Source organism: Candidatus Hydrogenedentota bacterium (assembly GCA_035450225.1).
GTDB lineage: Bacteria > Hydrogenedentota > Hydrogenedentia > Hydrogenedentales > SLHB01 > DSVR01.
The window spans coordinates 24,946-51,258 of the sequence record DAOTMJ010000003.1; the positions used below are offsets into that span (position 1 = coordinate 24,946).

Consider the following 26,313-nt stretch of genomic DNA (forward strand, 5'->3'; position numbering starts at 1 on the left):
GAACGGGATGGCGGACACGTTTCGGGTTTACGTTTCGTCGCCGGATTCTTCCCGGAGCGCATGGGCGATGCGATTGAGGGCGTGAAAGAACTCGCGCTGTTGGGCCTCGTAATCTTCCTCGGCCTGTTTGATCGCTTTCTCGGCTTGGATCCGTTCGTTTTCGAGTTCGCACGCAAAGGACATTGCCGCGGACAGGGCTGTCAGCAGACTATCCACGCGGGGACTTTTTTTCTCGATTTCTTCAAGACGGGCATTGACCTGTTCGGCAATGCGTAGGGTGGTCTCCTCGTCGGTGAAAACCGGAACGTTAAGACGCATGCGGCCCACGACGACTTCAACGGTCTCCGGTTTCATGCGCGAATCTCCGCCGTCAGGGCTTCGGTGTATTCCAGGATTTTGGCGAGGCGTTGCTCAATCTCTTCCTGCATGGCCTTGTGGCGATCATTCTCCAATTTTAGTGTGGCATACTCATCCATGCGTTCCTTGAATACGGCGAGTTCCTTGGATTGCGACCAAAGGCGTGTTTGCATCTCGTCGCGCGCGGCCGTGATTTTTTTCAGTTGCCGTTGTGTTTCATGCAAATCGGTCTTGAGATCCTTGATGTCCCGGAGGATTTGCTTGATTTGTTGGGCGAGCAACGGATTCATTGGCGGGATTCGGGCTTCGGATTTCGGGTTTCGGGGTGGCAAACGGGGCTTTCGTGCGCGTACTCGTACTCGTGCTTGCACTCGAAAACGCGAGATGGCATGAAATTTCTCTGTCCCAGGTTCTGTTCTTGATTACGAATTGTCATGAGCCCGTGGGGCGCCCCGGTGGGGGTGAAAAAGCGTTCTATTGTATTCTCTGGAAAATGATTGAAAATATTCGTAATTCATTATTTCGATTACGAGTACGATCACAAAAAGTACGGAAAGGATCAGAAAGGGCATCTTGTCCGCATTGATGCTCCATTCCCTAAACACCAAACCCCATGACAATGCAGGCTTACCCATCGGCTAACGCAACTCCGCGGCAAATCCCGTCTGTAACCGTTTCAAAATGCGGTCCCATGCCTTTTGTGTTTCGGCATCGGTCAAGGTTTTTTCATTGGATTGAAACACGAGGCTCAAGGCCACGCTTTTTTTGCCGTCGGGCACCTGTTTGCCGGCGTAGACGTCGAAAATCTCGACGGAGACCAGCCATTTGCCCCCCGTTTCCAGTGCCGCGTCGCGCAGCGCCCCCGCCGGGACCTCCATGTCCACCAAAACCGCCAGATCACGACGTGACGGCGGGAAGGACGGAATGGGTTCAAACCGTTTGATCGGGATGGGCGTGCTGATTAGAGTTTCGAGATCCAGTTCGCAGACAAAAACAGGTTGATCAATGTCGTACGTTTTTAGGATTGCCTCCCGGACCTCGCCCAACCGGCCGATTGTCTTGCCGTTTACGACAACTTTGCCGCACTGCCCCGGCTGGAAAGGTCCGAATGTGTCGTCTTCAAAGACCGCCTTTGTCGCAAAATAATCCAAAACGGCTTCCGTGTATCCCTTGAGATCGTGGAAATCGAGCGCCAATTGGGGGCGACTCCATTGCTTCGGTCCGTTTTTTCCGCATAGGACGATGCCCGCGCGCATCTCCTGTTTCGGCAGGGGCTGGCCGGGCCTAGGACGGTAAACGGGGCCGATTTCGAAGGCCATGATGTCCGGATTGCCATGGCGAACATTCCGGGAAACGGTGTTGAACAGGCCGGGAATCAGCGAACTGCGCATGGTGGCGAGTTTTTCCGACAACGGGTTTTGGAGGACGACCATTTCCTGGAACGATTCGTCCAATCCACTTTTTGACACATCGTCCGCACAACTGAAGGTCCAGTTGAAGAACTCGGTCAGACCCAATCCGGTCAGATAGCGCCGGAGGTCGCGTATGATGTTTTCGCCCGGTGCAAAGACTTCCCCGCTCTGGCGGATGAAGGGCAATGTGGCGGCTATCCGGTCATAACCATGGAACCGCGCGATTTCCTCGATGAGATCCGCCTCCTGCGAGGCGTCGTGCCGCCATGATGGAACTTTTACGGTGCAGGAAACGTCATCGGACGCGACAATTGCAAATCCGAGGCGTTCGATGATGCCTCGTTGCGATTCGGGTTCCACCGGTGTCCCCAGCAGGGCGTTGGAACGGCTGTAACGGAGAGTAATATGCTTCGGGGACGGCTTGATCGGGTTTTCGTCCAGTACATTCCGGGCGATTCGGGCGCCCGCCAGTTGCTGCATGAGCATAGCCGCCCGATTACACGCATAATAGGCCATGTCGAAATCCGCGCCACGCTGGAAACGCATCGAGGCCTCGGTTTGCATGCCAAGCGTTCGCGCGGTCTTGCGAATGGACGAGGGATTGAACACCGCGCTTTCGAGAAAGATGGCGCGCGTGCCGTCGTTCACTTCGCTGTCCTTCCCGCCCATGATCCCCGCGACGGCCACCGGGACTTCCGCATCGGCGATGATCAGCATGTCGCCGCCGAGTTTCCGTTCCTCGCCGTCAATGCTGACCATTGTTTCTCCAGGCTTTGCCCGGCGCACCACGATGCGGTTCTCCCGCAGCAGCGCATAATCGAACGCATGGAGGGGATGGCCGGTTTCCATCAGGACATAATTCGTAATGTCCACAATGTTGCTAATGGGGCGCTGGCCCGCCGCGATCAATCGCCGGCACATCCACTGTGGCGACGGCCCGACCTGCACGTCCATCAGGACACGTCCTAAGTACCGCGGACACAGGTCCGGATCTTGGATGGTCACCGAAGACAATGACGAGACTTCTTCCGCGGATTCAATGAATTGCAGGGTGGGAATGCGCAGTTCGAGGCCATAGTACGCCGCCAATTCGCGGGCCACGCCGATCATGCAGGCCCAATCGCCCCGGTTGGGCGTTACTTCTATCTCGAAAATGACGTCATCCAACCCAAGAAGCGGTATGGCATCCTCTCCAACCGCCGTGTCCGGGGGAAGAATCATTAGACCGGTATGATCCTCGCCGAGTCCGAGTTCGCGGGCCGAGCACATCATGCCCTGCGATTCGACACCGCGCATCTTGCGCGCGCCAATCTCGAAACTTTCGGCCAAGACCGCGCCGACGACGGCTGTGGGGACAATATCCCCCGCTTTCATGTTTTTTGCGCCGCATACGATCTGCAACGGTTCGGAACGCCCGATGTCCGTCTTGCATACCACTAATTTATCCGCATTCGGATGCGGATCAATGCTCAGGATGCGGCCCGTGAAGATGTTCTTCATCCCCGCGCCGGGACGTTCAACGGCCTCGATTTCGATGCCGAGCATGGTCAGACGTTCGGCCAATTCGTCGGGACCGACGGGGAGGTCAACATATTCACGCAGCCAATTCAGGGACACCCGCATGAAACATTCTCCGTTTTGTTAGAACTGTTCACAGAAGCGCAAGTCGTTTTCGTAGATAAGTCCGATGCTGTCAATCGCGTGTTTCAGCATCGCGATGCGGTCCACGCCCAAACCGAAGGCATAGCCCGTGTATTGTTCATAGTCGTATTTCGCGTGGCGGAACACTTCGGGATGAACCATGCCGCATCCGAGGATTTCCAGCCAGCCGCTGTTTTTGCAGACGCGGCATCCGGCGCCCTTGCATACGGTGCATGAGATGTCCACTTCCGCCGACGGTTCGGTGAAGGGGAAGAAGTGCGGGCGGAACCGGACCTTCGTGTCGCGCGAGAAGAAGGAGTGGATAAAGTGCATCAACGTGCCCTTCAGGTCGGCGAAGGTGATGCCCCTGTCCACGAGCAGTCCCTCCAGTTGGAAGAACATGGGGCTATGGCTCGCATCGTAGTCCACCCGGTAAACCCGGCCCGGGGCGACAATGGCCACGGGCGGTTGAGTGCGTTCCATGACGCGCATCTGGACCGGGGAGGTGTGCGTGCGCAATACGACGCCCGGCGACACGAAGAACGTGTCGTGCGAGTCGCGGGCCGGATGATCCGCCGGCGTGTTCAAACAATCGAAATTATAATACTCGGTTTCGATGTCCGGACCGGTGGCCACCTGAAAACCCATGTCTTGGAAAATGCGGAGAATCTCTTCGGTTACCCTGGGGATCACATGCATGTGACCACGCGGTGGACGGCGTCCCGGCAGCGACAGGTCCACCCGGTTTGACTTGGCCTTGCGATCCGCTTCGATGGCGGCGATTTCAGCGGCCCGTTTTTCGATGGCCTCCCCGATGACACGCTTGGCCTCATTGGCGGCCTGTCCCATGGCCGGACGTTCTTCGGCGGGCACTTGCGCCAGTCCCCGCAGCGCTTCCGTCACGAGTCCCTTTCGTCCAAGGTACTTGACGCGTAATTCCTCGATGGCCTGCAATGATGCGGCGTTTGCGGCGGATTCAAGCGCCTCCCGTGCAATTTGTTCCAATTTTGCTTTCATGAAAAGCCCTTACCCATCAACTTTGTAAAAAAAACACCCGTTATCCTGGATAATGCGGACATTGCCTCGCAAGACTAAACGAACAGGGCCGTTCCAATTCGTACTTGGGTGGCCCCTTCTTCAACGGCCACCTCAAAATCGTTCGACATCCCCATGGAGCGTTCCGGCAAACCGAAGCGGTCCGCCAACTCGCGCAAACGGGCAAATACCGGCCGCACGATTTCCGGATTGTCCACCAAGGGCGCCATGGTCATAAGTCCCTGAACTTGGATATACCGCAATTGCGCCATGCGGTGCAAGGCGGATTCAATCGTTTCCGGGGTGAAGCCGTGCTTTGTTTCCTCGCCCGACACGTTGACTTCCACGAGTACAGGCATGATTTTCCCGGCCTCTCCGGCCCGCTGATCCAACGCTTCGGCCAATTCGAGACGATCCACCGAGTCCACGCAATCGAACAAGGCCACCACATCGCGCGTCTTTCGGCGCTGCACGCTTCCAATCATGTGCCATGTTGCCGGCGCCGCTGCCGCCTCGATTTTCCCGCGCGCATCCTCGACGCGGTTTTCGCCGAAATCCCGGATACCCAAATCGAGCAATATGCGCACCTCGGCCAATGATACAGTCTTCGTCACAGCAATAAGCCGAATGCTGTCCGGCGGGCGTTGCGCACGATTCGCCGCCTCGGTGATTCGTTTCTGAATCGCCGCAAGGTTCATGCGAATGCGGTCGTGCAAAACGTCCATCCAAACGTGCTTCCCAAAGAAAAAAGGTTATTTCCCGCGTGTGGGGCGGACGGGAACTCGGTTTCCCATGGGCGGCATCCTCGCAAAGACTACTTCGGCTGTTCGACGGGCGCGTTCCGGTATTTCTCGGCTTCTTCGCGCCGAAGAACCGCCTTCTTTTCGGACAACGACAACGGTATGCCCGCCTTGAGTTTTACGTCAATAATCATCTTGAGCGCTTCCTCGGCAAACGGGGCGCTTTTAGACCATGCATTCTGGAGGACGGCGATGGCCTCGAGGTAACGTTCTTCCTCGATGAGTTTTATGGCCTCCATACGCATGATGCGGCCCAGGGCAAAACTGTCCGGTTCGTCGGGACCTTCAGTCATTTCTTTCCAAATATCCATGGCCTCGGCCCGCAGGCGTTCGGCTTCATGGCGCGCCGCTTCAGCCTGCGCCGGATCCGAATCCTTCAGTGCGTTCGCCCGTTCCAAGGCTTTTTCGGCATTCCGTTCCCGAATAAGGCCGTCGTTTCGTGCGATGAACCGCCGCGCTTTCGGTTCCTCGGTTACGTTGCCGAGATTCTTGTTCAGGTAATCGGTCCAACCGGCCTTGGCCTCCTCGTATTGCCCGTTCAATTCGAAGCAGATGTACAACTGCCGGGGCACCCAGCGGTCGTGCCGGTGGCGGATGGCTTCCGAGAGGTATTTGACCGCATTGGCGTAATCCTTAAGTTTTTCCTTGTAAATCGAGAAACCCAGATCGAAATAGAGTTTGTAGTTACGGGGATTTTTGCGAATGCCGTCCTTTAAAAAATCGATCGCGAGATAGTAATAGGTTTCTTTTTCGCCAAGCCGGACGCCGTATTTCGGGTTGAACTTCTTGAGCGGTTCAGGCGTGTCGGGCATTTTGGCCGTGGCGTTGTAGGCCAGATGCCACGAACCCAGCAGATAGGCGTCTACAAAGGTCGGATCCAGTTTCACGCAGGTCTGCATGAGCGGAATCATGCGGTGCATGAGGCCCTGGTGCCAATATTTGTCCACCTGAAGCCACACGAAATTTGCCGCGACCTTACGGAAACCGAAGAAGATGTTGCTCAAACCGACATTGCCACCCTCGCCGGAATAAATCTGGTTCGGGTCGAATTCGGACGACACTCCCATGAGTTTGCCCTCGCGCAGGAAGGCGAGGAAATCCCTCCGTTCGGCGTCCAGCACGGGGCTTCGCGCCAGATCCCAGACGATGCGATCGTTGGTTTCGTCTTTTGTGAGGGCGACCAGCCGGGAAATTGCATTGCCCTTTTCGTCCACGGTTTCCAAGGGCGTCGTGATGTGCGGTTCGACGGCCTGCTGAACGCGGTCGAACAGTTCGCGATCCTTCATACGCGCGGCTTCGGGGTCCGTTTCGCCTGTCTTGGCAAACATGCGCAGTTGCGTTGCTTCCGCGAGAATCCAGCGGTAGAACATCTCGGATTCGCGCAGAAAACCGACGCGCCGGCCCTGGTAAGCGCCGAGCGCAAGCATGATTGCGATCAGGATCGCAAGGGGGATGTTCGAGGTCTTCTTCATGTAACGATTAAAATTCCTTCCGGCGGAAGACCCACTGGGCAATCAGGAAGCCGGCAACGGCATAGACAAGTCCATAGACGACCAGATTGGCAATCATGAGGTCCCGGGGTGGATCGTTGGGCTGCAAATAGAGGATCTGATCCTTGAGACTGAAATTTTGCAGGTTGGGTAAAACCTGATACAGCCCGTAGGCAAGCTTGCCAATCAGCGCGTCGAAATATTCGCCGGTCTGCCCGGCCCGCACATAAACGTCCTTCAGATATTCCGTCAGATTGCCCGTGATGTAAATAAAAAGCCCCGCGATGGTCGGCAGGACCGCGGACGTGGCAGTGCAGGACACCGCAAAGGTGAACGCGGACACGATCAGGAATTGGAAATAGGTCAGGAACACGGACCATAGCAGCAGGGTCGGCATGATGCGCTGGCGCATGTACAACGCGATGAAAAACAGCGCGCCCATCAACAATAGATTGATGATGACGATCAATTGCACGCCGATGAATTTGCCCAGCAGATATTGAAAGCGCCGGACGGGTTTCGACAGCACCGTGTAAATGACCTTGTTTTCGACTTCGGAAGGCACGACCGAGGCGCTGATGAATATCGTAATCAGCACGCCAAAGATCGCGATGGCGGTCACGCAGATGTCCTTGACCAGTTTCGCCTCGACGTCCGTCTGGGCGTCGCCGATGGCGGTCTGCGTAAGAAACGCCGTCATGAAACTCGAACCGACGATGACCATGATGCTCAGGATAAGGAACCCGATCAGCGTTTTCTTGCGCATGCCTTCGCGCCAGGTATAAACGGCGATGGTCCACGGACCTCTCATATACTCGATTGCTTTGCCCATCACGAACCTCTCTTCGTGTTCTTGGCGCCGCCGACCACGCGGACGAACAGTTCTTCCAGCGTTTCCCGCCTCGGCGCAATCGCCTGAAGCGTAACGCCGGTGCTCCGGCACACCTCCAATGCCTGATAGACCGACATGGCATCCGGCACGCGAAGCGCGGCGCGGTTTTCAACGACATCTTCGACTTCCAACCCCTTGCCGCGGAAGAGTTCAATCGTTTCCGGGGTGGCGCCATCCACCTGAACTACCACTTCGCGGTTGACCAGGAGTTCGTCCAGCGTTCCCAGGGTTTGCAGGACGCCTTCATAAAGGATGCCGACCCGGTCGCTGATCAATTCGACTTCCAAAAGTTCGTGCGAAGAAATCAAAAGCGTCTTGCCCTTGTCGCGGAGATTGGCGAGAATATCGCGAATTTCCTTTCGGGCGATCGGATCGAGCCCCGTTGTCGGTTCGTCCAGAATGAGAATTTGCGGATCGCTCAGGAGGGCCTGCGCCAGTCCGATGCGCTGCCGCATCCCCTTCGAATAGCCGCGAATGAGCCGTTTGCGCGCGCGCGACATGCCCACAATCTCAAGCGTTTCGTCAATGCGCCGGCGCAAATCCGCGCCGCGAAGACCGTAGAGATGCCCATAGAATTTGAGCACCTCCTCGCCCTTGAGAAAGTCGGGGTAATAGGCCCCTTCGGGCAAATAGCCGATCTGGCGGCGGACCTCGGCGGATCCGATATCCTTGCTGCCAAGGATTTCCATGTCGCCTGAAGTCGGAAAAATGAGGCCCAGCAGCAACTTGATTGTCGTGGTTTTTCCGGATCCATTCGGGCCGAGGTATCCGAAAATCTCGCCTGAATGAATGGTGAGATTCAGGTTGTTCAGCGCATGAACGTCCTGGCCGCGCAAGGCTGCTTCGTAGATTTTCGTCAGATTCTGTGTTTGAATCACTACGGACACGGACTTGAGCCTTTCGTCCCGGCCACATGAACGTCTTGCCGGAAAGTGTTCGGTTTCCCAATGGCAACAGTGGCAAAATGATAGCAGACAACCGCGCCGCGTTCAATTGCAGGAAAAGGCGTTGAAATCGGGGCACTGTTTGAGAATCTGGCGGGGTTTCAAGGTCGTGTCGGCGCGCGCGGCCCTGTAAGAAGTGCGGTAGAACCGGATGCGCTCCAATACCTCAGCGCGTATGGTCGAGGCAAAACCGGGCAATCAGGGCGCTGGCGTCAATGTCGTAGGAAATCGTTCCCATGAGCAACTGGTAAAAAGCGCCGCCCGGCCATGTATGCCCGCCGCCTTCGATACGATAAAAGACCACGTCCGCGCCCCCGGTTTGCGGCGTATAGGTTTCACGGTAGACCCGCGTGCCGTCCGTCGGCGACGCGTCGGGCATTGCGACAATCTGCGCGGTCGGATTGCAGCGGTTGTTGGCGACGCAGCGGGCAATCGTCGCCGGCACGGACAGCGTTTCGCCGAGGTTGCGGCCGTTCATCTCAATCGTGCCGCCGGTCCACGGCACAATCCCGTCGTTTTTCCCGTTGAAAGCGATTATCGGGACCGGCAGCGCGGGGTAGCAGGTGGACGCCAGATTCGCGGGAAGCGCCCCGGCCACCATGGCCGCGGCCGCAAAGCGTTCCGGCGCCTCGCAAACGAGCCGGTGCGCCATCATCGCGCCGTTGGACATGCCCGCCACGTACACGCGGCTGTCGTCCACATACAGGGACGACGACACGCGATCGAGAACGGCTTGGATAAAACCGACATCGTCCACATGGGTGTCGTACGCGGCGATTCCCGCCACGTTGCGCCCGTCGTTCCAGTTGCCCTTGTAGGCGTCCGGATATACCACGTTGAAACCAATTTGGTCGGCATGGGCATTCATGTTCGTCAGCGGGATCATATCGTCGCCCGTCTGGTCCATTCCATGCAACAGCACAAGAAGGGGAAAGGGAACACTGCCGTCATACAAGGCCGACTGGTGCACGCGATAGGTGCGCTGCAATCCATCGAATTCAAAGGAAATGGCCACGGGTTGTGGCGCGATACAGGCAAGGTCGGCGCCCGCGCATGCCACACCCAGCGCCGCCACAATCATCCATTGAACCATCCACACCGCACGTTTCATTGACAACGTCTCCGGAGTTTGGGCTTCTCTTCAATAAATACCCGGCCCGCCCCGAAATGTTTCTTTGGATTCCGGGCGCCGATTCGCATTTCATTTCCCGGCGGTTTCGCAACGCCGGGAAAATTCTGGTATATTCCCGATAGGAGGCGCCACGGGCGCCGCTGGAGGATCGCATGCAGCACCGGCAAAGCAAATCGGAATTTATTGCGCTCTTGGCGTTTCTGATTGTCGCCACGCTCGTTCTGACGAACGGGTTCGTGGCGCGGATATCGGCCCAAGGCAAGGATGTGGACGTTTTCGCCAAGATTCAGCCCATCGGCGACGTTCTGGGCATCATCCTCGACGAATACGTGCGCCCGCCCGATATTGACAAGGTGGTCGAAGGCGCGTTGGTCGGCATGCTGAACGCGCTCGACCGGCATAGCTCGTTCATTTCGGAAGACGCATTCAAGATTATGCGGGAGGAAACCCGAGGCGAATTCGAGGGCATCGGCGTTTCAATCCGGTTCGACGACGACAAAAATATCATCGTATACCAGCCGTTGGCCGATTCACCGGCCGCCAAGGCCGGTATTCTGTCGGGCGACATCATTTACAAGGTTGACGGCGTTTCCACGGCCGGCATGGCGCTGGAGGAAGTGGCGAAGCGCATCCGCGGACCGCGTGATTCGGTTGTGCGCATCACGGTGGCGCGCAAACGCGAGAACGCGGAACCCCAAATCATTGATTATACGATTAAACGCGGCAATATCCCCATTGAAAGCATCAAGGAAGCGCGACTGCTTCCGAGCGGTTTTGCCTATGTCCGGGTGAGTGATTTCAAGGACACGACCGCCAAGGATTTGTCGAAGCGCATTTCGGGTTTCCTGGAAAAGAACATGAAGGGATTGATCCTCGATCTTCGCTGGAATCCGGGCGGCCTGTTGCCGGCTTCCAAGGATGTATGCGAACTCTTTCTTCCCAAAAATTCGCTGGTGACGTATACACAGGGCCGCAAAACGGGGCGTTCATCGCTTACCGAAAACATGAAACTCTACACGGAAAAAGATCCGCTTGTGCCGTTGGGACTGCCGATTGTCGTGTTGGTCAACGAGGAAACGGCCAGTTGCTCGGAAATCGTGACCGGCGCACTGCAGTTCTATTCGCGGGCCATCGTGGTGGGCGTGAAGACTTACGGCAAGGGCAGCGTGCAGACAATTATCCCCCTGTCGAGGCCGCCCAATACCGCGCTGCGCTTGACAACCGCTCTCTATTACACGCCGGCGGAGGTCACCATTGACAGCGAAGGCATCAAACCCGATGTCGAGGTGCCCTTCTCGAAAGAAGAACAGCGGGCGCTGGTCGAACAGATGTTCGAATCGGTCAAGACCGATGCCTCCATGCTCAACCAGCAGAACCATGGAACGATAACGGGCAACGAGGCGTCCGAAAAAACCGCCGAAGACAAGCAACTCCAGCGGGCTGTTGAAATCCTTCAGGAAGATCCAGTCTTCGACAACCTCATCAAAAAGTATCACAAGGACACGCACGAGACGCAGGTCGCCGCGCCGGCGGATCGGATTTTGCAACAGGGACCTCATGCCGACAAAGATGACGCGGCTGTCGTGGTGAGTCCCGAAAATCCGCCCGCGCCGGAAAAGAAATAGCGATGCTGTACAAAATAATCCTGGATCGCCCCCAAGCGCCTTGGGCATGGAATGCAGGATAGACTGTCCAGCCTGTCCCAGGATTTTGTACATTTTAGTCCGATGGACTTTATGCATAACCGATGAGGACACCCCTCGCATGGGGTCGTGCGAAGGGCAGGTTAGGAGGCGTCAGCAAATAGACTGTACAATAGTGGAGTAGGTTTTGGAGTGAGCCGTCTGTTCGGCGCTTTGGATTGAGTGCCGGGCAGACCGTCCAATTCCAGCCAAAGCGCCGATCAGACGGCGCACTCCAAAGAGCGAAATGTAAAGTTTGTTGATTGACGACGCCTTAGTCCCGTAGGGACGGTTTGACTGTAGCCCAGGAGGAACTCTTGGGATCCGGAAGAAAGTCAAAAAACAGTCCCGTAGGGACGTGTGAAACGGAGCGCGTAAAAGAAAGCATGATGGCGCATACCCATGCAAGCCTATTTGACCATTGTGTGTTTTCGACCAAAGGTAAAACGGCACGGGATCGAATGCGGCGAGCGATGCATAGGGAACGGAACGAGCGGCTTCAAACGTCCCTCCGGGACTTCCCCGACACCGTCGCGAGATCCCAGGACTGGCGTCCTGGGCTATTTTCAAGGCGTCCCTCCGGGACTTCGTTTCGAACACCGTCTCATTCGACCGATCTGAAAATGTATAAACGTCCTGTCCAGCCTGTCCAAGGCAACAGAATTTCGCACTGCGGGACAGGCTGTCCAGCCTGTCCTACGCGCTTTCCCGATACGCTATTACATGCTGCCAAGTCGCGAAGAATCATTTTTAAGGATAAAACAGTAACAAGGTAATAAAAAGGGAGAATTCCATGCGGTCCGACAATCGCCGGAACGATCAGATGCGCCCGGTCGGGATTGTCCGCCATTACACGAAATATGCCGAGGGTTCCGTGCTGATTTCGTTTGGCGAAACCCGGGTGTTGTGCACCGCGACAGTGGACTGGACGCTGCCGCCGTTTCTGCGCGACAAGGGTCTTGGCTGGGTAACCGCCGAATACGGCATGCTGCCTCGTTCGACCGATCAGCGGACGGTCCGCGACAACAACAAAAAAGGCCGCGCGCAGGAAATCAGTCGGTTGATTGGACGGTCGCTGCGCAACGTGGTGGATCGCGCGGCGTTGGGCGAACGGCAGATTATCCTCGATTGCGACGTGATCCAGGCCGACGGCGGGACGCGAACCGCGGCGATAACGGGCGCGTACATCGCGCTGCACGATGCCCTGCAAACCCTCGTGGATTCGGGGAAATTGGACTCGCTTCCCCTGTACGATTCATGCGCGGCGGTCAGCGTCGGAATCGTGGACGGCAAGGTCATGTGCGATCTTTCCTACGAGGAAGACGTCCGGGCCGGGGTGGACATGAATGTCGTCATGCGCGGTAACGGCCAGTTGATAGAGGTGCAGGGATGCGCCGAGGGCAAGGCGTTCACGCGCGAAGACATGGATCGCATGATGGACGTGGCCGCGAAGGCGTGCCGCCGGCTGACCCGCCTGCAGCAGGAGGCGCTGCGCCGTGCCTGAAACGCTCGTCGTGGGAACGCGAAATCCCGGCAAGGTCCGCGAATTGGCCCTTTTGCTTGAGGGTCTGCCGTGGAACCTCAAGGGGCTGGGCGACCTGCCTCCCGTGGATGACCCGATTGAAGACGGCGATACCTTTGAAGCCAACGCCATCAAAAAGGCCCTGTATTTCAGCGGCTGTTTTGGGATGCCCGCCGTGGCGGACGATTCCGGGCTGGTTGTGGACGCGCTTGACGGCGGGCCGGGCGTCCATTCCGCCCGATATGCCGGCGACGGCGCAACCGACGCGGATCGAAACGTCAAACTCTTGGCCGCCCTTGCGAACGTCCCCGAAGCCGAACGCACCGCGCGCTTCGTCTGTTGCGCGGCGTTTGCCCGACCGGACGGGCCGCCCCATATCGAGATGGGAGTGACCGAAGGCCATATCCTGTTCGCGCCGCGCGGTCACGACGGATTCGGATACGATCCCTTATTCGTTCCCCGTGGCCACTCGCTGACGTTTGCCGAATTGTCGCCCCGCGAAAAAATGGCTGTAAGCCATCGCGGCAAAGCCTTTCGCAAACTGCGCGACTACCTGGAGTCGCTGTGAGCGCCGCTGAACACAAAATCGGCCATCCCGCCCGCGTGCTCGCGCATGAACATGAACACGAACAGGGCGTGGGGGGCTTGTCATGAAAATTGTGCCGCCGACGCCTGACGGAATTCGCGAAGCCGCACAGGCCGTTCGCGCGGGTGAAATTGTCGCGTATCCGACGGAAACCGTCTATGGCCTGGCGGCGGATCCTTTCTCGGAAGAAGCCGTGGCGCGTCTTTTCGACATCAAGGAACGCGATCGCGGAAAGCCGGTTTTGTTGATCGTGGCAAATGCAGCCCAGTTGGCCGGCGTGGTGTCCGCCGTTTCTCCCGAAGCCGAAGCCTGCATCCGCGCATTCTGGCCGGGACCGCTTTCCTTGCTGCTTCCCAAGGCCGCATGGCTGGCGCCCGGCATCACGGCAGGCGCCGAAAAGGTCTGCGTGCGCGAAACCTCATGCCCGATTGCGCGAACATTGTGCGAATACACCGGCCACGCCGTCACCTCGACTTCCGCCAATCCCAGCGGGGGCGAACCTGCGCGATCGATCGACGAAATGGACATGTCCGGCATCGCGATCGCCATTGACGGCGGACTCCTCCCGTTCAGCCCGCCTTCCACCGTCTACGATCCCGACGAACGCCGGATCCTCCGCGAAGGCGCCATTTCAGGGCAAACGTTATGGACCACGCTTTTCCCCTGACGTTCCCAATAGATTCAGTAGAAATGCCTCCGATATTCCCCTTGTCCCTCGGAAATAAAGGACGATGGCTCACCCAAAAATCCCCAAAAGAATCAAGAAAGGAAAAGCGCCGTCGGCTATTTTTATAAGCTGCTGGCGCTCAGTATGTTAAATGGTCGGGGCGACTGGATTTGAACCAGCGACCCCTAGACCCCCAGTCTAGTGCGCTAAACCGGACTGCGCTACGCCCCGACCGATGAGGTGAAGGGTATCAGAATGGCGCGCGGTTTGCAAACGGCCGGGCGTGGCCCATCCGCCGCATTCGTTTCAATAAGAATAGTTATCTGCTTATTTGCCATGGTGATATTTCGCCGGCCGGCTTGGCTTGTGGCCCCGTATCAGTCCGTTTCCGGCTGGGAAAGATCGTGTTCGACGAATTCGATGATGGCTTGCCGGTCTTCGTCGGAAATTCGGGAAAATAGGATGGCCACTTTGAAATGGTCGTCGCCTTGTTCGTGGGGTTCGCATCGCACGATGATGCCTTCGCATTCGACACGACGTTCCTGGGGCTTCGGCAACTCGAGTACGATGCCGAGTTTGGTCATGAGCGGCACGGGTTTCACCGTGTGGCACAGCACGCCGTTGGCGCTGACGTTGTCAATATGGTTCAGGACGCCGGGGCCGGATTCATCCACAAAGGCCGGAAACCCCCGTTTGCTTCGCTGATATCTTCGGCGTTCCTCTCCGGAATGCATCATGGCTTGTTCCTTTTCTTTCGTACCGCCAATTATACAATGATAACCACTGCGCCGATTTCCATACTACCTAAGATTGCGTCGGAATGCAATGGCCGAATAGATTCAAAATGGGTTGAATCATGGGACAAATTGGACTCGGGGCCAAGGGAGAGTGGAAATTCGTTTTATCCATGAATTGGGGCGTCCCTCAGCACGCCTCTTCTTCCCATGGATTCCAGTAGGAGGCCGGATCCTGCTGAAAGTACTGCATGAGCGCTTCGTACAGTTCCGGGTGCGCTTCTTCGAGGTCCTGCGGAACGACGAAGAAGTACTCGACGGCGATCGCGAAGAACTCGGCGGGACTCTCGGCGGCGTAAGGTTCGAAGAACGTCTCGCGGTTTTCTTCGAGGTCTTCGAGAAGTCGATCGTATTCCACTTGGAAGACTTCCGGCCACGCCGCCATCAACTCCTCGTCGTCGAGATCGGGATATCCGTCGCCGGTCCCGTTTTCCTGGTCGAGTTGATGCGCAAACTCGTGGACGATCACGTTGTGGCCTTCGGTAGGCGTTTCGAGGCTCTCAAGCACGTCGTCCCATGCGAGGATGACCACGCCGCGATCCCACGACTCGCCGACGCGTGTTTCTTCGCCGTGGATAATCAGGCGTCCGGGGCCCTGCTGCGTTTTTTCCGCCACGAACGCCGACGGATACACCAGGATGGTCACGAGTTTCGGGTAGTAGTCCGTGTCGCGGTGCAGGATCATCAGGCAGGCATACGCGGCGACGGTCAGCCGTATTTCGTCCGTGATTACGAGACCGCCGCACCCCTCGAAAACTTTCTCATCGAGAAAGACTTGGATATGTCCTTGAAGTTCGTCCTGGTCGTCCGGTTCAAGGTATTTGAAATGGGGTACGGATTCTTCGAGGATTGCGCGCCATGCCGCCGGAAACGGTTGTTTGCGCAACGTTTCCCGCCGTCGGCGCTTCTTGCCGAAGAGGTCGAACATGGCTTTATTCCTTCCCGAACAATTGGCGTACAAAACGGACGGCGTCGTTTGTTTCGGCGGCTGCCTCGCCGAACAGCGCATGCGCCGCGTCCGCGGCCAATGGGGTTTTCATGGCATCGAGCGGACTTGCCATGAGAACCGGTATTTTCAGCGAACGCACGAGCGCGGGGATGTCGTAATGACACAGAACGCCGCTGAAGAAATCTTCCTGCGACCATCGGTATTCGGGCGATTCGACGAGCATATCGAAGGCCGACAGCGCTTCGACGCTGAAAACGCCCGCGAGGTTTCCGCCCATCAACGCAACGTGCAGTGCAACGACTCCGCCCATCCCGCGTCCGCCGATGGCAATCCGGGATGGTTCGATTTCGGATCGCGAGCGAAGGTACGCCAGCGAGGCCAGCCCGTCGCGGACGCGCATGGCGAAAATCGGGTCGCCCAGCGCGGCGGACACGTATGCCATCCAGCGGTCGCGCGCGCCCCATCCCGCGATTTCATAGGGCAGGTCCGCGGGAACGCTGTCGCCCCATCCGCGTAGGTCTACCGTCATCACGGCGAGGCTCTGTTCGTCGCGTCCGATGAATCCGGCCATTGCGGCAAGCGGTCCGTTGCTGCGCAGATCCGTCCAGCGTCCCCGGTCGTCGAAATACAAAACGGCTGGCCCGCGCCAGCCTTGTTTGGAAGGATAGAGGAACGTCGCGGGCAACTCGATGCCCGGCTCGGATTCGATCAGGATCTCTTGCAGATTGTGGACCCATGCCAATGTCGCGGGACCCGTTTCCGCGCGGGGAGCGGCCGTTTCCATGGGCGCATCAACGAGCGCACGCACGGTTTCCGGCGCAACGGTTTCCTTGCGGTCCTTGCGTAAGTTGCGGGCCCAATCGCGGTTCGCCGTGTAGATGTCCATCTCGCGCCTTGGATGGCATTGCAACAACTCCGGCGCGACCATCTCCAACTTTTCCGGCGTTTCCAACGCGCGATCCGGCGTCCCGCGCACCCATCGGTCCATCCATCGCACGAAGGCCAGCGCCATCCCGGTGGTGTACGCGTGCCCGCCGGGATCTTTGAAGAAATCGAATCGGTCCGCATGGCCCGCGCGCGTGAAATCGCGTTTGACCTCTGTGGCAATCGCCTCGCTCATGGCTTCCGTGAAAACTTCGTCCGCCGCGCCTGCCATGAGCAGGACGGGCGTGGGAATCGCGGCCGCCAGCACGTCAATATCGTCGTAGCCGTCCGCGAACCGGTTCGGCGCGAGCGTTTCGGCGCAGGGGGCATACGCGTCGCGTATGGGATGCCGTGCGTTCGGCACGGCGCAACACGACGGGCCGATGGCGCGAATGCGGTCGTCGAGCAGCGCGGCGAACATCGTGGTCGTTCCGCCGCCGCTCACACCCGTCATGCCCACGCCGTTGCGCAAATCAATATCGGACCGCGACGCAAGGTAATCCACACAACGCAGCGCGTCGAGCACGAAGTAGCGGTTCGACGAATAGCCGCAGAGATAGCATCGGACGCCATCGGTGAAATGATCGTTGCGGCCCTGTTTCTCGCCGGCCATTCCGGGCGGATCGAACAACACGGCCGCGTAACCGAGCCGCGCGAATAGTTGGGCCGGCAGTTGGTAACTTTCCATTTGTTTTCCGCTGTGGCCGACAGGCACGACGATACCCGGCCACGGCGGCGGATACGCGGAGGCGTCCGGCAGGAAGACCGACGCGTTCACGTCCCAACCCGGAAACGACTCGAACAGGACGTTTTCAATAACATAGCCCGATTGCTCATACCGCGAAATGGGCCGGACGTTCAGCGGGGGCGCACTTGCGCCGAATACCGGACGCCCTAGCGCCGCGTTCACCTTGCCGCGGATATCCTGCCGCCATTTTTCCCATTCGCCGGAAGCAAACGCGGCCTCGCGTTTCTTGGCGGCATCTTCGAGCAAGCGGCAGCAACGCGCCACGATGTCGCGCCGGACCATCATGCGCAGGTCTGTCTTCGACGCAACGGGCCCCAGCGCGAATTCATCCGGCGCGCCCAGCGCCGACAAAGATATCAGCGCCAATCCCGACATAACCCAGCCTTTCATTACGCCTCCTTGCGCCCAAGCCGTAAATGGGACGGATCGGACGGATCGGTCCTATAGGCCGCCGCCCTTCTCGCGTCCCAGTAATTCAAGCAACCGGTCAATGCGATACCCCGCTTCTTCCGCGGCGCGAAGAAGATCCTGCCCGTTTTGGTATCGGGCCATTATCGTTTCCTTCCGCGCGCCGCGCATACAACGGAGCGCCACGATGTTCTCGAACACGAGCCAATACACGAGCCGTTCAAGCGGTTCTTTGCGGAGCCATAAAAAACCCCGATGGCGGTTGATTGCCAAGAACCGCTGCACGGACACGTCCTCAAACATGCGGCGAACGAGCAGGGCGCCCCCGGCATTGGGCGCAAAATCGAGCACCGGCGAATGCGTCAAGAGGATTTTGATTAGCAACGCATCATGGAGTGCCGCGGATTCGTCGCCGTCGAGTTGTGCAAAGGCCTCCATCGCCACCTTGGCCAGCATCCATTCGTCCATGCGCGCGGCGGCGTTCGCGGTGTAATCGCCCGCGAGTCGCGCATGACCGATGGGCCGCAGGATGGCCAGCGCCACCGGCACGCGCCAGAAGGCCTCCAGTGTGTTCTTTTCCCGGGCGTCGGCCATCGGTTTCATCAAATAACCATCCACCGGTTTCGGGGGTTTCAAAGCGGTTAGAGTATTCAATTCCCTGAAAACAGAGGCCACGACGGCGTTGGCGTCCAAGATGGTTCCCAGATATGCCGTCACGGCATCGAGGAATTGCCGTAGCGCTGTTTCGAGTTGCGCGCGATGTTCCTGGGTCGGCCCTGCAATCAGGACGCGCAACATTTCGGCGTTCATGACACGACGGAACGGTTCGTGGATCGGCGCAAGGACGGTTTCACCATAGGCTTCTTCAATGCTTGGCACGCCGCGTCCGCTTAATGATTCCTCGAGCCGCCGCCATGTGCCGTCGCGATCGTGAATCTCGCGCCAGTCGAGAAACGCCTTGTATTCGTAGGCGTGCAGATCGAACGACAAACCGTGTGCGGCCAGGGAGGGCGCATGGCGAATGTATTCCAGTTTGGTCCGGTGATCGCTAAAAACGTAGAAACAGTCATCGCGCGTGTCGAGGGCGAGGGCTTCCGCGAGGGTGGTGGTTCGAAGGTCCCGGTGATCGCTGTCTCCCGCGTTGAAGGGGACGGATGCGCGAACCGTGCCGGACGTCGTGTTGTATGCGTTGTTGTAGAGCACGACGGCCCGTTCGTCGCCGGCACGGTTTGAGTAGGCGAAGACGTTCTCGTCCACTCCGCCACCGGGCGTGTGCGCATCGTAAAAGGCAAAATGTTCCACTTCGCTGAAGAGGCGCCGCTTGCGCATCAGCGGAAAGATTTCGTTTTCATGCCGGGCGACCATGCCTTCGTCCACGGCCTCATTCCAATAGGCGCGTTTGTATTCCATGCCGTATTTTTCGGTGAAACCCTCGATCTGGCCATGGCCGAACATGGGCAGCCCCGGCATGGTGACCATCAGCACTGCGACCCCGAAATATTTGTCGCCGCGTCCGAATTGTTCCACGGCGGTGCGTTCGTCGGGATTGTTCATGAAATTGACAAATCGTTTGAGGACTTCCGGGCTGAATTCGAGGACATTTTTCACGGTCAGCCGGTATTTTTCGTTCTCTTCCATCTTCAGCATGTTCATGAACGCGCTGTTGTAGACGCGGTGCATGCCGAGCGTCCGAACGAAATAGCCTTCCATGAGCCAAAACGCCTCGGCCAGCAGGAGTGTATCGGGCGCATCCGTTTGGATGCGATCCACGACCTCGCGCCAGAATTCCTTCGGAAACGCCTCGTCGAATTCCGCGCGCGACATGCCGTGTTCCGCGCGCGAGGGAATCGCGCCGGCGTCGCCGGGCTGCGGGAACCAGAGCCTTTGGTAATGGCGTTTGGCCAGCGTCATCGCGGCGTCGAACCGGATGATGGGAAATTGCCGGGCGACATGCAGGATTGTCTGGATGACCGCCTCTCGCACCTCCGGAATGAGAAAGTTGAGTTGCGCGGTGTCGTTCCACGGCATGTTGGTGCCGTCGTTGCCGTGATAAATGTAGCGCGTGTCGCCGGTGAGTTTGTCCACCCGCCTGAAAACCACGGCGGCATCGCGGTGTTCCCAATACCCGTCCTCGATGCGGATTTCAATCCGCGGATCGCGGGATAAATCCTCCCCGTTGAACCGGTAGCCCGGAAAGGGCGGGTAGGACAACTGGATGAACCAGTCCGGATGCTCGACGACCCATTTCGAGTATAGGCCCACATGATTCGGCACCATGTCGCTCGCGAGACGGATGCCGCGCGCGGCGGCCCGATTCCGCAGGTTGTCTAGCGCTTCCGCGCCGCCCAAGTCCGCCGCAATCGTGTAATCGTACAGCGAATACGCCGAGGAGAGCGCTTCGGGGTTGCCCATGAGTTGTTTGATGCGTTGCGAGGCGGGCGACCGCTCCCACACTCCGATGATCCAAAGTCCGGTAAAGCCCCATCGCGCCAGACGGTCCAGTTCTTCGTCGGGCACCTGATCGAGTCGGGTAATGTTCCGCTGGTATTGCCTGGAAATCTGATCCAGCCATACATGGACCGACTTGGCAATCAACACGACGTTCGCCATCCAGTCGCGGTCTTGCGTGAACGCTTCCGGTTCAGGATAGGCAATGTTGAAGCCGGCATCCCGTCCGAACCGAAGAGGCTGGATCGGCCCGGGACCGTGGCCGCGCATCGCCGTTTCTTCTTTGATGACATCCGAGACAAGAACGATCCGTTCAAGCAAATCGGAAGGCAACACCGGCGACCAGTGATTCCGGACATATTCGAGTTGTCCTTGTAGGGAATCCGGTGACGCTTCCATCGGTGCGCGCAACAGGGGAAAAAGCGCTTGTCCCAAACCCTTGACAGGTGGACAATGCCGGAAAAAGAGCTCGATGCGCTCGACCAGTGAAAGATACGGGCTTGTTTGCCGGAGTTCCTCGTCGTCGAACAAGGGGCGCATTGCCTCTGCCGCCGGATTGGCCATGGAAAGATGCAATAGCAAGGTTTCCCGCGCGGCGTCGTACTCGTGGGGAACAAGCGCTTCGGTTCCGGAGAGATACGCGCCGGGCGCCTGTCCGGCATAGACCTCGGGCGGCGGATAAAGCGCAACAAACGCCTGAAGCGGACGATTGACCAGCGACGGACCGTCGGCGGACCGAATCGCGTCCAGTCCCTCCAGCATGATGCCGGGATTTTCCTCGAGGCAATACCGGTTGACGACATAACGCAAAATCTCGGTCAATAGGGCGAACGCCATCATGTCGCCCGCGCGAACCGGACGTGATGGATAGGTATGAAAATGCGGCGCGCCGTTTATGCGATCAGCAAGGACACGATAGGCATAGCCGGGCTGTCCCGGTGCTTCGGCGGCCAGGTCGGCGGCGTTCCAGCGCCGCCAGGCCCGTTCCGCTATCGGAAATCCGAGCGGAAAGTAATGGCTGCGATGCGATAGCGCTTGAGGGGTCAACATATTATTTGGAATCCGGTGTTGTATGAGGGAGCATACATGATTGGGGGCATGGGTTGCCATGCATGCGCCTTGCTTCGGCGCTACCGGCAATCGTCGCTCGGTTCCTTGTCTTCTATGTGAATGTGTTCCGATGCGACCATGGCCGGTGGATTGATGGGCGGCCGCATGCGGACGCTTCGTTCGGCGACGAGTCCAAGGCCAAACAGGATCGTGCCCGCCAACAGCAGTTGCAGGCCGGCCAATCCGAGCGCTTGCGCCGTCCCGTTTCGACCGACGGCGACGTCAAGCGCCGATCTCAGCGCCGCCAGTCCCCCCATGATCCCCAGGCAACCGCCCAAGGGATAGAAAAAGTGCCCGGGCGATGCGCCGTACCGTTCGAGGAAGCGCACCGTGACGACATCCGCCGCGCCGCGCATGAACCGCTCGAAACCGTATTTCGAAACACCCGATTGGCGGGGATGATGCTCAACCGGTAATTCGGCCAAACGGCAGCCGTTCTGCTGCGCGAGCACCGGAATGAGCCGATGCATCTCGCCGTACAGGATCAGATGCCGCGCCACCTCGGCGCGCATGGCTTTGAATCCACAATTGACATCGTGAAGCGGAATGCGGAACACCCAAGACACCCAGCAATTGTAAACGCGCGAGGGAAGGGTCTTGTGCCATGGATCATGGCGCTTGCGTTTCCATCCGCACACCATGTCGGCCCCCGCGCGAATCGCCTCGATGAAACGGGGAATCTCCTTCGGATCATCCTGCAGGTCGGCATCCATCGTAAAGACGATGTCCCCCCGTACACGCTGGAAACCGGCGGCGAGCGCGGCGGTCTTGCCGAAATTCCGGCGAAACCGGATCGTGTCCACCCAGGGATATCGCTCGTGCAATTCGAGCAGAACCTTGTCCGATCCGTCGTCGCTGCCATCGTCAATGAAGAGGATGCGGAACGGATGCGGCGCGGCATGCCGCGCGATGCCTTCCGCAAGCGCCGGTAACGTGTCGCGCTCGTTGTACACGGGGATCACGAAATCGAGCGATTCGACCGGATTCATGGAAGGCCGCCCCTTTTGTCGCCGCGACTTGCCCCGCGAGCCTGATCGTGAAGAACCTGCAATACCGCGGCGAACCGGTCGGCGTTGCGCGGGTCGGCCTCGACCAAGGCCTCGTGCGCCCACAGGAGCAGACGGCCCAATTCCTCGCCGGCGGGCGCTCCGCCTTCAACCGGCGCCATGTCCTCGGGCAGTGGAATGGATTTGGGGCGAAAGTGCATCAGTACGCCAATCAGGCCGAGTTCGCTCATGGTTTTCAGCAACTCGCGCGGCACATTCTGAATTTCGAAACGGATGCCCGTCTCATCCGACAGGGTCGTGGCGATATTGTGAAGCACGCCGAGAAAAGTGCTGTCCAAATGCGTGCAATCGGTTAGATCAAGCGTGATTGATTGCACGCCGGGTTGCCGGCACAGATCGAAGACCTGTTGGCTCTCCCGCCACGACCCCGTTCCCGACAAACCGATAAACACATGTCCATTCTTGCGCGCCGTCAATACTTTAACCGATCGTGGACCGCCCGCAATAGGTTGGGGCGCCGGCTCATCCGGCGTCCACAGGGGCACGCGCTGCGGTTCCATGCCCAGAACCAGCAAGGTGGCGTCATCCACGCGCGGCGCGCCTTTTCGAAAGGTGTTGCGCGCCTGTTCGATCGCGGCCACAACCGTATCCGCATGCGGTTCGGCTCCGCGAACGGCTTCCACCAGGCGATCTTCCCCGAACGATTCACCCTCCACGCTGCGCGCTTCGGTGATGCCGTCCGTGTGGAAGACAATCAACTCTCCCGGCTGCAGAACAATCTCGCCATCCGAATACGCCACGAACGGATTGACGCCCAGCACGGGCGCGGGGCGGTGCAGGCGTTCGATCGTTCCGTCGTTCCGCCGCACGAACAGGGGGCGATGCCCTGCGCTGGAATACGCGGCGGTGAACGTCTCGACGTCGAGGACCAGACAGGTCATGGACACGAACAACCCTTCGCTGAACGCCTCGGAAAGAATCGTGCGGTTGAGTTCGCGCAACACCTCGCCCGGCATGCGCGCCGCTCCGCCGCTCGCGCATGTCGCGCCCTGAATCGCATGCTTGAGAAAGATCGTCAACATCGCCGAACTGATGCCGTGCCCTGACGTGTCGGCGATGAAACAACCCACATGCGCATCGTCGAGAGGAAACACATCGTACAGATCGCCGCCCACTTTCGCCATCGGATGGTACGCCGCGGCGGCGGAAATACGGTCCGCGCGGGGTGTGGTGCGGGGCAACAGGCCGCGCTGGATACGCATGGCGCGGCTGAGATCCACTTGGATGGCCACGGCCTGCGCCTGCAGGATGCTGTGCGCGAGTTCCAACTGGCCCAGACGATCGGCGAGTTCCCCGGCCTTGGATTGAAGCGACTCCTGCAGGCGATCACGTTCTTTGCGCATTTGCCGGTAGGCAAGCGCCTGAGTAATCCGGTGCAAGAAGAGTTCTTCCGCTTCCCGGGGTCCTGGCAACACATCGTGGGCGCCTTGCCGGATGACGGTGCGGATTTCCCCCGTCGTGCCGGAAACGAGAACGGCCAAGATCAAGGCGTCCGGCGCCTGTTGCCGTATCCATTCGACGGGGCTGTGTCCTTTCGCAATCGGAATCCGTGGATTCACAAGAACAACATCGTGCGCCGACCTATCTAAAAGGCGGGATGCCTCGTCCGCGTTCGCCGCAACGTCTACTTCCAATCCTTGCGCCGCCAGCCATTCGTGCAGTCCGGCCCATGAAGGATCATCGCCAACAATCAGGATTTTGCCTTGCATGCCGGACAGTCTACTATACCCTCGCGCGGATAGGCGACTTTTCTTTTCTTCCCGCAGGGCGCGGGGATTATTCGGGGAAGAACATTGCGGAGACGTATTCGTTCTGGAATTCGACATCGAGCGATAGGTCCACATGCTCCACCTGCCGCGCCCATTCTTCGGCGCGTTCACGGGCGCGTTTTGAGGCGGCGGCCAGCCGCGCGCCGGCCAGCGATGTGTTGCCCGCGTACTGGATGCGGTGGCGATCCAGTTCCCCGGGCAGCAGACCAATGCGCTGCGCGTTGCTTCGACGGATAAAGTTGCCAAAACCACCCGCGATCAGAACCCGTTCGAGATCGCCGGATCGGAGTCCAATACGACGCATCAGGATGGCCACGCCCGAGCGAATGGCCGCGGTGGCGAGTTGGACTTCCCGGATGTCTTTTTGCGTGAGCAGAACAGGATTTCCTGTGGCCGTTTCACCGCCGTTTGCAAGGACAAAGGCAGGCCCGTCCTCCGTTGAAACCAGCCGCTTGCGCAGAGGACGCGGCACGGTATCGGGCACATCATCCGCGCCCAGCAACATCCCTTGGCCAAGAAGCATCCCGTGCCGCAACAATTCGGCGACGGCGTCTATGAGTGCGGAACCGCAGAGTCCGACGGGCGGCGCGTCGCCGATGACGCTAATCCGCACGTCCCCGTCGAACAAGACTTTTTCGATGGCGCCGGCCGTTGCGCGCATGCCGTGCATGATCCGTGCGCCCTCGAAAGCCGGACCGGCGGCCGTCGAGGCGGCGATCAAACGCCCTTTGTGGCCAACGACAATCTCACCATTTGTGCCAATATCCACAAGCATCGTGGGCCCATCCGATTTCGGCAGCGAGGTCGCCAGGATTCCCGCGACCGTGTCGCCGCCCACAAACCCCCCGATGACGGGAAAGGCGTACACGCGCCCGCGGGGGTGGATGCGGATACCCAGTTCCGAGGCGCGCAGCGAAAGCGCATCGGCGCATGCGGGCGTGAACGGCGCCTCGCCTAGCGCCGCCGGATTGATCCCGGTGAAAATCTGCTGCATGGTCGTGTTGCCTGAAATCACCACCTCGTAGATGTGCTTAGGCGAGACGCCCGCCTGCGCCCCCAATTCCGCGATCATGTCATTGGCTTCGTTCAGAATGGCCTCGTGAAGCGATTGCAGCCCATCGCTTTCCTGCCGGGTGAATTGAATGCGTGAAATGACATCGTCTCCAAACCGGGTTTGCGGATTCATTCGCGCCACATTGGCGCATTCACGGCCCGTGGTCAGATCCAACAGCGCGCCCGCCAACGTGGTCGTGCCGATGTCCAAGGCGACGGCGTGGCATTGGGCGCGGGTGTCACCCGGCTCGAAATCCAGCAGTCGGCCATCGGCAAGAACGGCCGTTCCGCGGAAACCGTCCTGCCGCAAACGCAGAGGTAGTATGCGCAACAGGTCAAAATCCAGCGTAAAGGGACCGATGGCGCGTTCGATCCGGCGGGTATCGGCTATCGCGTCGCCTCGATCGGGAACGGGCAACTCGACGGCTATTTTTCGCAGCGTGGCATCCGAAACGTCGGTGACCGTGTCGTGCGCATCCGAAAGAATCTGGAACGTGGATGCCAGAACGGATGTTTCGGGAATGTCAACGGTCATCGCCTTGTGGATATGCGTCTGACACGACAGGCGATATCCTTCCTTGCATTCGGCGGCGCTCAATGTCGCGCGTTCCGCTTCACAGGGATCCTCCGCGTTCGCCATCACGCGAACCTTGCACTTGCCGCACGTGCCACCGCCCCCACACGGCGTGTTGATGGCGATACCTGCCTGCGCGGCGGCTTCCAGCAGCGTGCTGTCTTTCAATACGAACACAGTCCGCCCATGCGGCTGAAACGTGACGGGTATTTCGGCTTCTCTCATGGCTTGCGTCGCATCCTTCTGTGCGGCCGTATCAGTATATGACGTTTACCGGCCCCCAACAAAGTCCGCCGGTATGAAACCAAA

Annotated in this window: 20 protein-coding genes and 1 tRNA gene; 4 read left to right on the plus strand and 17 right to left on the minus strand. The window is 58.8% G+C overall.

Annotation, left to right across the window (positions count from 1 at the left end; translation table 11 throughout):
• Positions 1-27 precede the first annotated feature (27 nt).
• From P5540_03185 to P5540_03225, 9 genes are all read right to left on the minus strand, one after another.
• Positions 28-354, minus strand: a complete 327-nt coding sequence (locus P5540_03185; protein HRT63805.1) for a cell division protein ZapA — start codon at positions 352-354, stop codon at positions 28-30.
• Entirely contained in the window at positions 351-647 is a 297-nt protein-coding gene (locus P5540_03190; protein ID HRT63806.1) for a hypothetical protein, read from the minus strand. Before P5540_03190 ends, P5540_03185 begins: the two co-directional genes overlap by 4 nt.
• A gap of 348 nt (positions 648-995) precedes the next feature.
• Positions 996-3,392, minus strand: a complete 2,397-nt coding sequence (pheT, locus tag P5540_03195; GenBank protein ID HRT63807.1) for a phenylalanine--tRNA ligase subunit beta — start codon at positions 3,390-3,392, stop codon at positions 996-998.
• Between the two features lie 18 nt (positions 3,393-3,410).
• Positions 3,411-4,427: a phenylalanine--tRNA ligase subunit alpha gene (pheS, locus tag P5540_03200; GenBank protein HRT63808.1), complete on the minus strand. Its 1,017-nt coding sequence runs from the start codon at positions 4,425-4,427 to the stop codon at positions 3,411-3,413.
• A 74-nt stretch (positions 4,428-4,501) separates the two neighbouring features.
• Positions 4,502-5,170, minus strand: coding sequence for a YggS family pyridoxal phosphate-dependent enzyme (locus P5540_03205; protein HRT63809.1), 669 nt, complete (start codon positions 5,168-5,170; stop codon positions 4,502-4,504).
• A gap of 89 nt (positions 5,171-5,259) precedes the next feature.
• Complete coding sequence (locus P5540_03210) at positions 5,260-6,717, minus strand: hypothetical protein (GenBank protein ID HRT63810.1); 1,458 nt, start codon at positions 6,715-6,717, stop codon at positions 5,260-5,262.
• Between the two features lie 7 nt (positions 6,718-6,724).
• A complete protein-coding gene (locus P5540_03215; GenBank protein ID HRT63811.1) occupies positions 6,725-7,567 on the minus strand; it encodes an ABC transporter permease in 843 nt (280 codons plus the stop codon).
• Positions 7,567-8,514, minus strand: coding sequence for an ABC transporter ATP-binding protein (locus P5540_03220; GenBank protein ID HRT63812.1), 948 nt, complete (start codon positions 8,512-8,514; stop codon positions 7,567-7,569). The genes P5540_03215 and P5540_03220 overlap by 1 nt, the downstream gene beginning before the upstream one ends.
• A gap of 223 nt (positions 8,515-8,737) precedes the next feature.
• Positions 8,738-9,682 carry a PHB depolymerase family esterase gene (locus P5540_03225; protein HRT63813.1) on the minus strand — a complete coding sequence of 315 codons (945 nt, stop codon included), beginning with the start codon at positions 9,680-9,682 and terminating at the stop codon, positions 8,738-8,740.
• A 173-nt stretch (positions 9,683-9,855) separates the two neighbouring features.
• Between P5540_03225 and P5540_03230 the strand changes: the two genes are divergently transcribed.
• The 4 genes from P5540_03230 to P5540_03245 all read left to right on the plus strand — a co-directional run bounded on the left by P5540_03230 (position 9,856) and on the right by P5540_03245 (position 14,160).
• Positions 9,856-11,328, plus strand: coding sequence for a S41 family peptidase (locus P5540_03230; protein HRT63814.1), 1,473 nt, complete (start codon positions 9,856-9,858; stop codon positions 11,326-11,328).
• An 850-nt stretch (positions 11,329-12,178) separates the two neighbouring features.
• On the plus strand, positions 12,179-12,889 hold the full coding sequence (gene rph / locus P5540_03235) for a ribonuclease PH (GenBank protein ID HRT63815.1): 711 nt from the start codon (positions 12,179-12,181) through the stop codon (positions 12,887-12,889).
• Positions 12,882-13,475 carry an RdgB/HAM1 family non-canonical purine NTP pyrophosphatase gene (gene rdgB / locus P5540_03240; protein ID HRT63816.1) on the plus strand — a complete coding sequence of 198 codons (594 nt, stop codon included), beginning with the start codon at positions 12,882-12,884 and terminating at the stop codon, positions 13,473-13,475. The genes rph and rdgB overlap by 8 nt, the downstream gene beginning before the upstream one ends.
• A gap of 82 nt (positions 13,476-13,557) precedes the next feature.
• Positions 13,558-14,160 (plus strand): L-threonylcarbamoyladenylate synthase, encoded by a 603-nt coding sequence (locus P5540_03245; GenBank protein ID HRT63817.1) that lies wholly within the window; start codon positions 13,558-13,560, stop codon positions 14,158-14,160.
• A 152-nt stretch (positions 14,161-14,312) separates the two neighbouring features.
• On the opposite strand, the gene P5540_03250 is transcribed toward P5540_03245, so the two are convergent.
• The 8 genes from P5540_03250 to P5540_03285 form a co-directional block, all read right to left on the minus strand.
• Positions 14,313-14,391, minus strand: a tRNA-Pro gene (locus tag P5540_03250).
• Positions 14,392-14,537: 146 nt separating this feature from the next.
• Positions 14,538-14,897, minus strand: a complete 360-nt coding sequence (locus P5540_03255) for a PilZ domain-containing protein (protein HRT63818.1) — start codon at positions 14,895-14,897, stop codon at positions 14,538-14,540.
• Between the two features lie 187 nt (positions 14,898-15,084).
• Positions 15,085-15,882 carry a zinc-dependent peptidase gene (locus tag P5540_03260; protein HRT63819.1) on the minus strand — a complete coding sequence of 266 codons (798 nt, stop codon included), beginning with the start codon at positions 15,880-15,882 and terminating at the stop codon, positions 15,085-15,087.
• A gap of 4 nt (positions 15,883-15,886) precedes the next feature.
• Entirely contained in the window at positions 15,887-17,965 is a 2,079-nt protein-coding gene (locus P5540_03265) for an acetylxylan esterase (GenBank protein ID HRT63820.1), read from the minus strand.
• Between the two features lie 51 nt (positions 17,966-18,016).
• Positions 18,017-21,481: an alpha-amylase family glycosyl hydrolase gene (locus tag P5540_03270; protein ID HRT63821.1), complete on the minus strand. Its 3,465-nt coding sequence runs from the start codon at positions 21,479-21,481 to the stop codon at positions 18,017-18,019.
• A gap of 80 nt (positions 21,482-21,561) precedes the next feature.
• Positions 21,562-22,530 (minus strand): glycosyltransferase family 2 protein, encoded by a 969-nt coding sequence (locus tag P5540_03275; protein ID HRT63822.1) that lies wholly within the window; start codon positions 22,528-22,530, stop codon positions 21,562-21,564.
• Entirely contained in the window at positions 22,527-24,317 is a 1,791-nt protein-coding gene (locus P5540_03280) for a SpoIIE family protein phosphatase (GenBank protein ID HRT63823.1), read from the minus strand. The genes P5540_03275 and P5540_03280 overlap by 4 nt, the downstream gene beginning before the upstream one ends.
• Before the next feature lie 67 nt (positions 24,318-24,384).
• A complete protein-coding gene (locus P5540_03285; GenBank protein ID HRT63824.1) occupies positions 24,385-26,229 on the minus strand; it encodes an ASKHA domain-containing protein in 1,845 nt (614 codons plus the stop codon).
• Positions 26,230-26,313 lie beyond the last annotated feature (84 nt).

Excerpts from the sequence above, each read along its gene's own strand:
- P5540_03185 (HRT63805.1), bottom strand. The coding sequence starts at position 354 with ATGAAACCGGAGACCGTTGAAGTCGTCGTGGGCCGCATGCGTCTTAAC.
- P5540_03190 (HRT63806.1), bottom strand. The coding sequence starts at position 647 with ATGAATCCGTTGCTCGCCCAACAAATCAAGCAAATCCTCCGGGACATC.
- pheT (HRT63807.1), bottom strand. The coding sequence starts at position 3,392 with ATGCGGGTGTCCCTGAATTGGCTGCGTGAATATGTTGACCTCCCCGTC.
- pheS (HRT63808.1), bottom strand. The coding sequence starts at position 4,427 with ATGAAAGCAAAATTGGAACAAATTGCACGGGAGGCGCTTGAATCCGCC.
- P5540_03205 (HRT63809.1), bottom strand. The coding sequence starts at position 5,170 with ATGGACGTTTTGCACGACCGCATTCGCATGAACCTTGCGGCGATTCAG.
- P5540_03210 (HRT63810.1), bottom strand. The coding sequence starts at position 6,717 with ATGAAGAAGACCTCGAACATCCCCCTTGCGATCCTGATCGCAATCATG.
- P5540_03215 (HRT63811.1), bottom strand. The coding sequence starts at position 7,567 with ATGGGCAAAGCAATCGAGTATATGAGAGGTCCGTGGACCATCGCCGTT.
- P5540_03225 (HRT63813.1), bottom strand. The coding sequence starts at position 9,682 with ATGAAACGTGCGGTGTGGATGGTTCAATGGATGATTGTGGCGGCGCTG.
- P5540_03230 (HRT63814.1), top strand. The coding sequence starts at position 9,856 with ATGCAGCACCGGCAAAGCAAATCGGAATTTATTGCGCTCTTGGCGTTT.
- rph (HRT63815.1), top strand. The coding sequence starts at position 12,179 with ATGCGGTCCGACAATCGCCGGAACGATCAGATGCGCCCGGTCGGGATT.
- P5540_03245 (HRT63817.1), top strand. The coding sequence starts at position 13,558 with ATGAAAATTGTGCCGCCGACGCCTGACGGAATTCGCGAAGCCGCACAG.
- P5540_03255 (HRT63818.1), bottom strand. The coding sequence starts at position 14,897 with ATGATGCATTCCGGAGAGGAACGCCGAAGATATCAGCGAAGCAAACGG.
- P5540_03260 (HRT63819.1), bottom strand. The coding sequence starts at position 15,882 with ATGTTCGACCTCTTCGGCAAGAAGCGCCGACGGCGGGAAACGTTGCGC.
- P5540_03265 (HRT63820.1), bottom strand. The coding sequence starts at position 17,965 with ATGAAAGGCTGGGTTATGTCGGGATTGGCGCTGATATCTTTGTCGGCG.
- P5540_03270 (HRT63821.1), bottom strand. The coding sequence starts at position 21,481 with ATGTTGACCCCTCAAGCGCTATCGCATCGCAGCCATTACTTTCCGCTC.
- P5540_03275 (HRT63822.1), bottom strand. The coding sequence starts at position 22,530 with ATGAATCCGGTCGAATCGCTCGATTTCGTGATCCCCGTGTACAACGAG.
- P5540_03280 (HRT63823.1), bottom strand. The coding sequence starts at position 24,317 with ATGCAAGGCAAAATCCTGATTGTTGGCGATGATCCTTCATGGGCCGGA.
- P5540_03285 (HRT63824.1), bottom strand. The coding sequence starts at position 26,229 with ATGAGAGAAGCCGAAATACCCGTCACGTTTCAGCCGCATGGGCGGACT.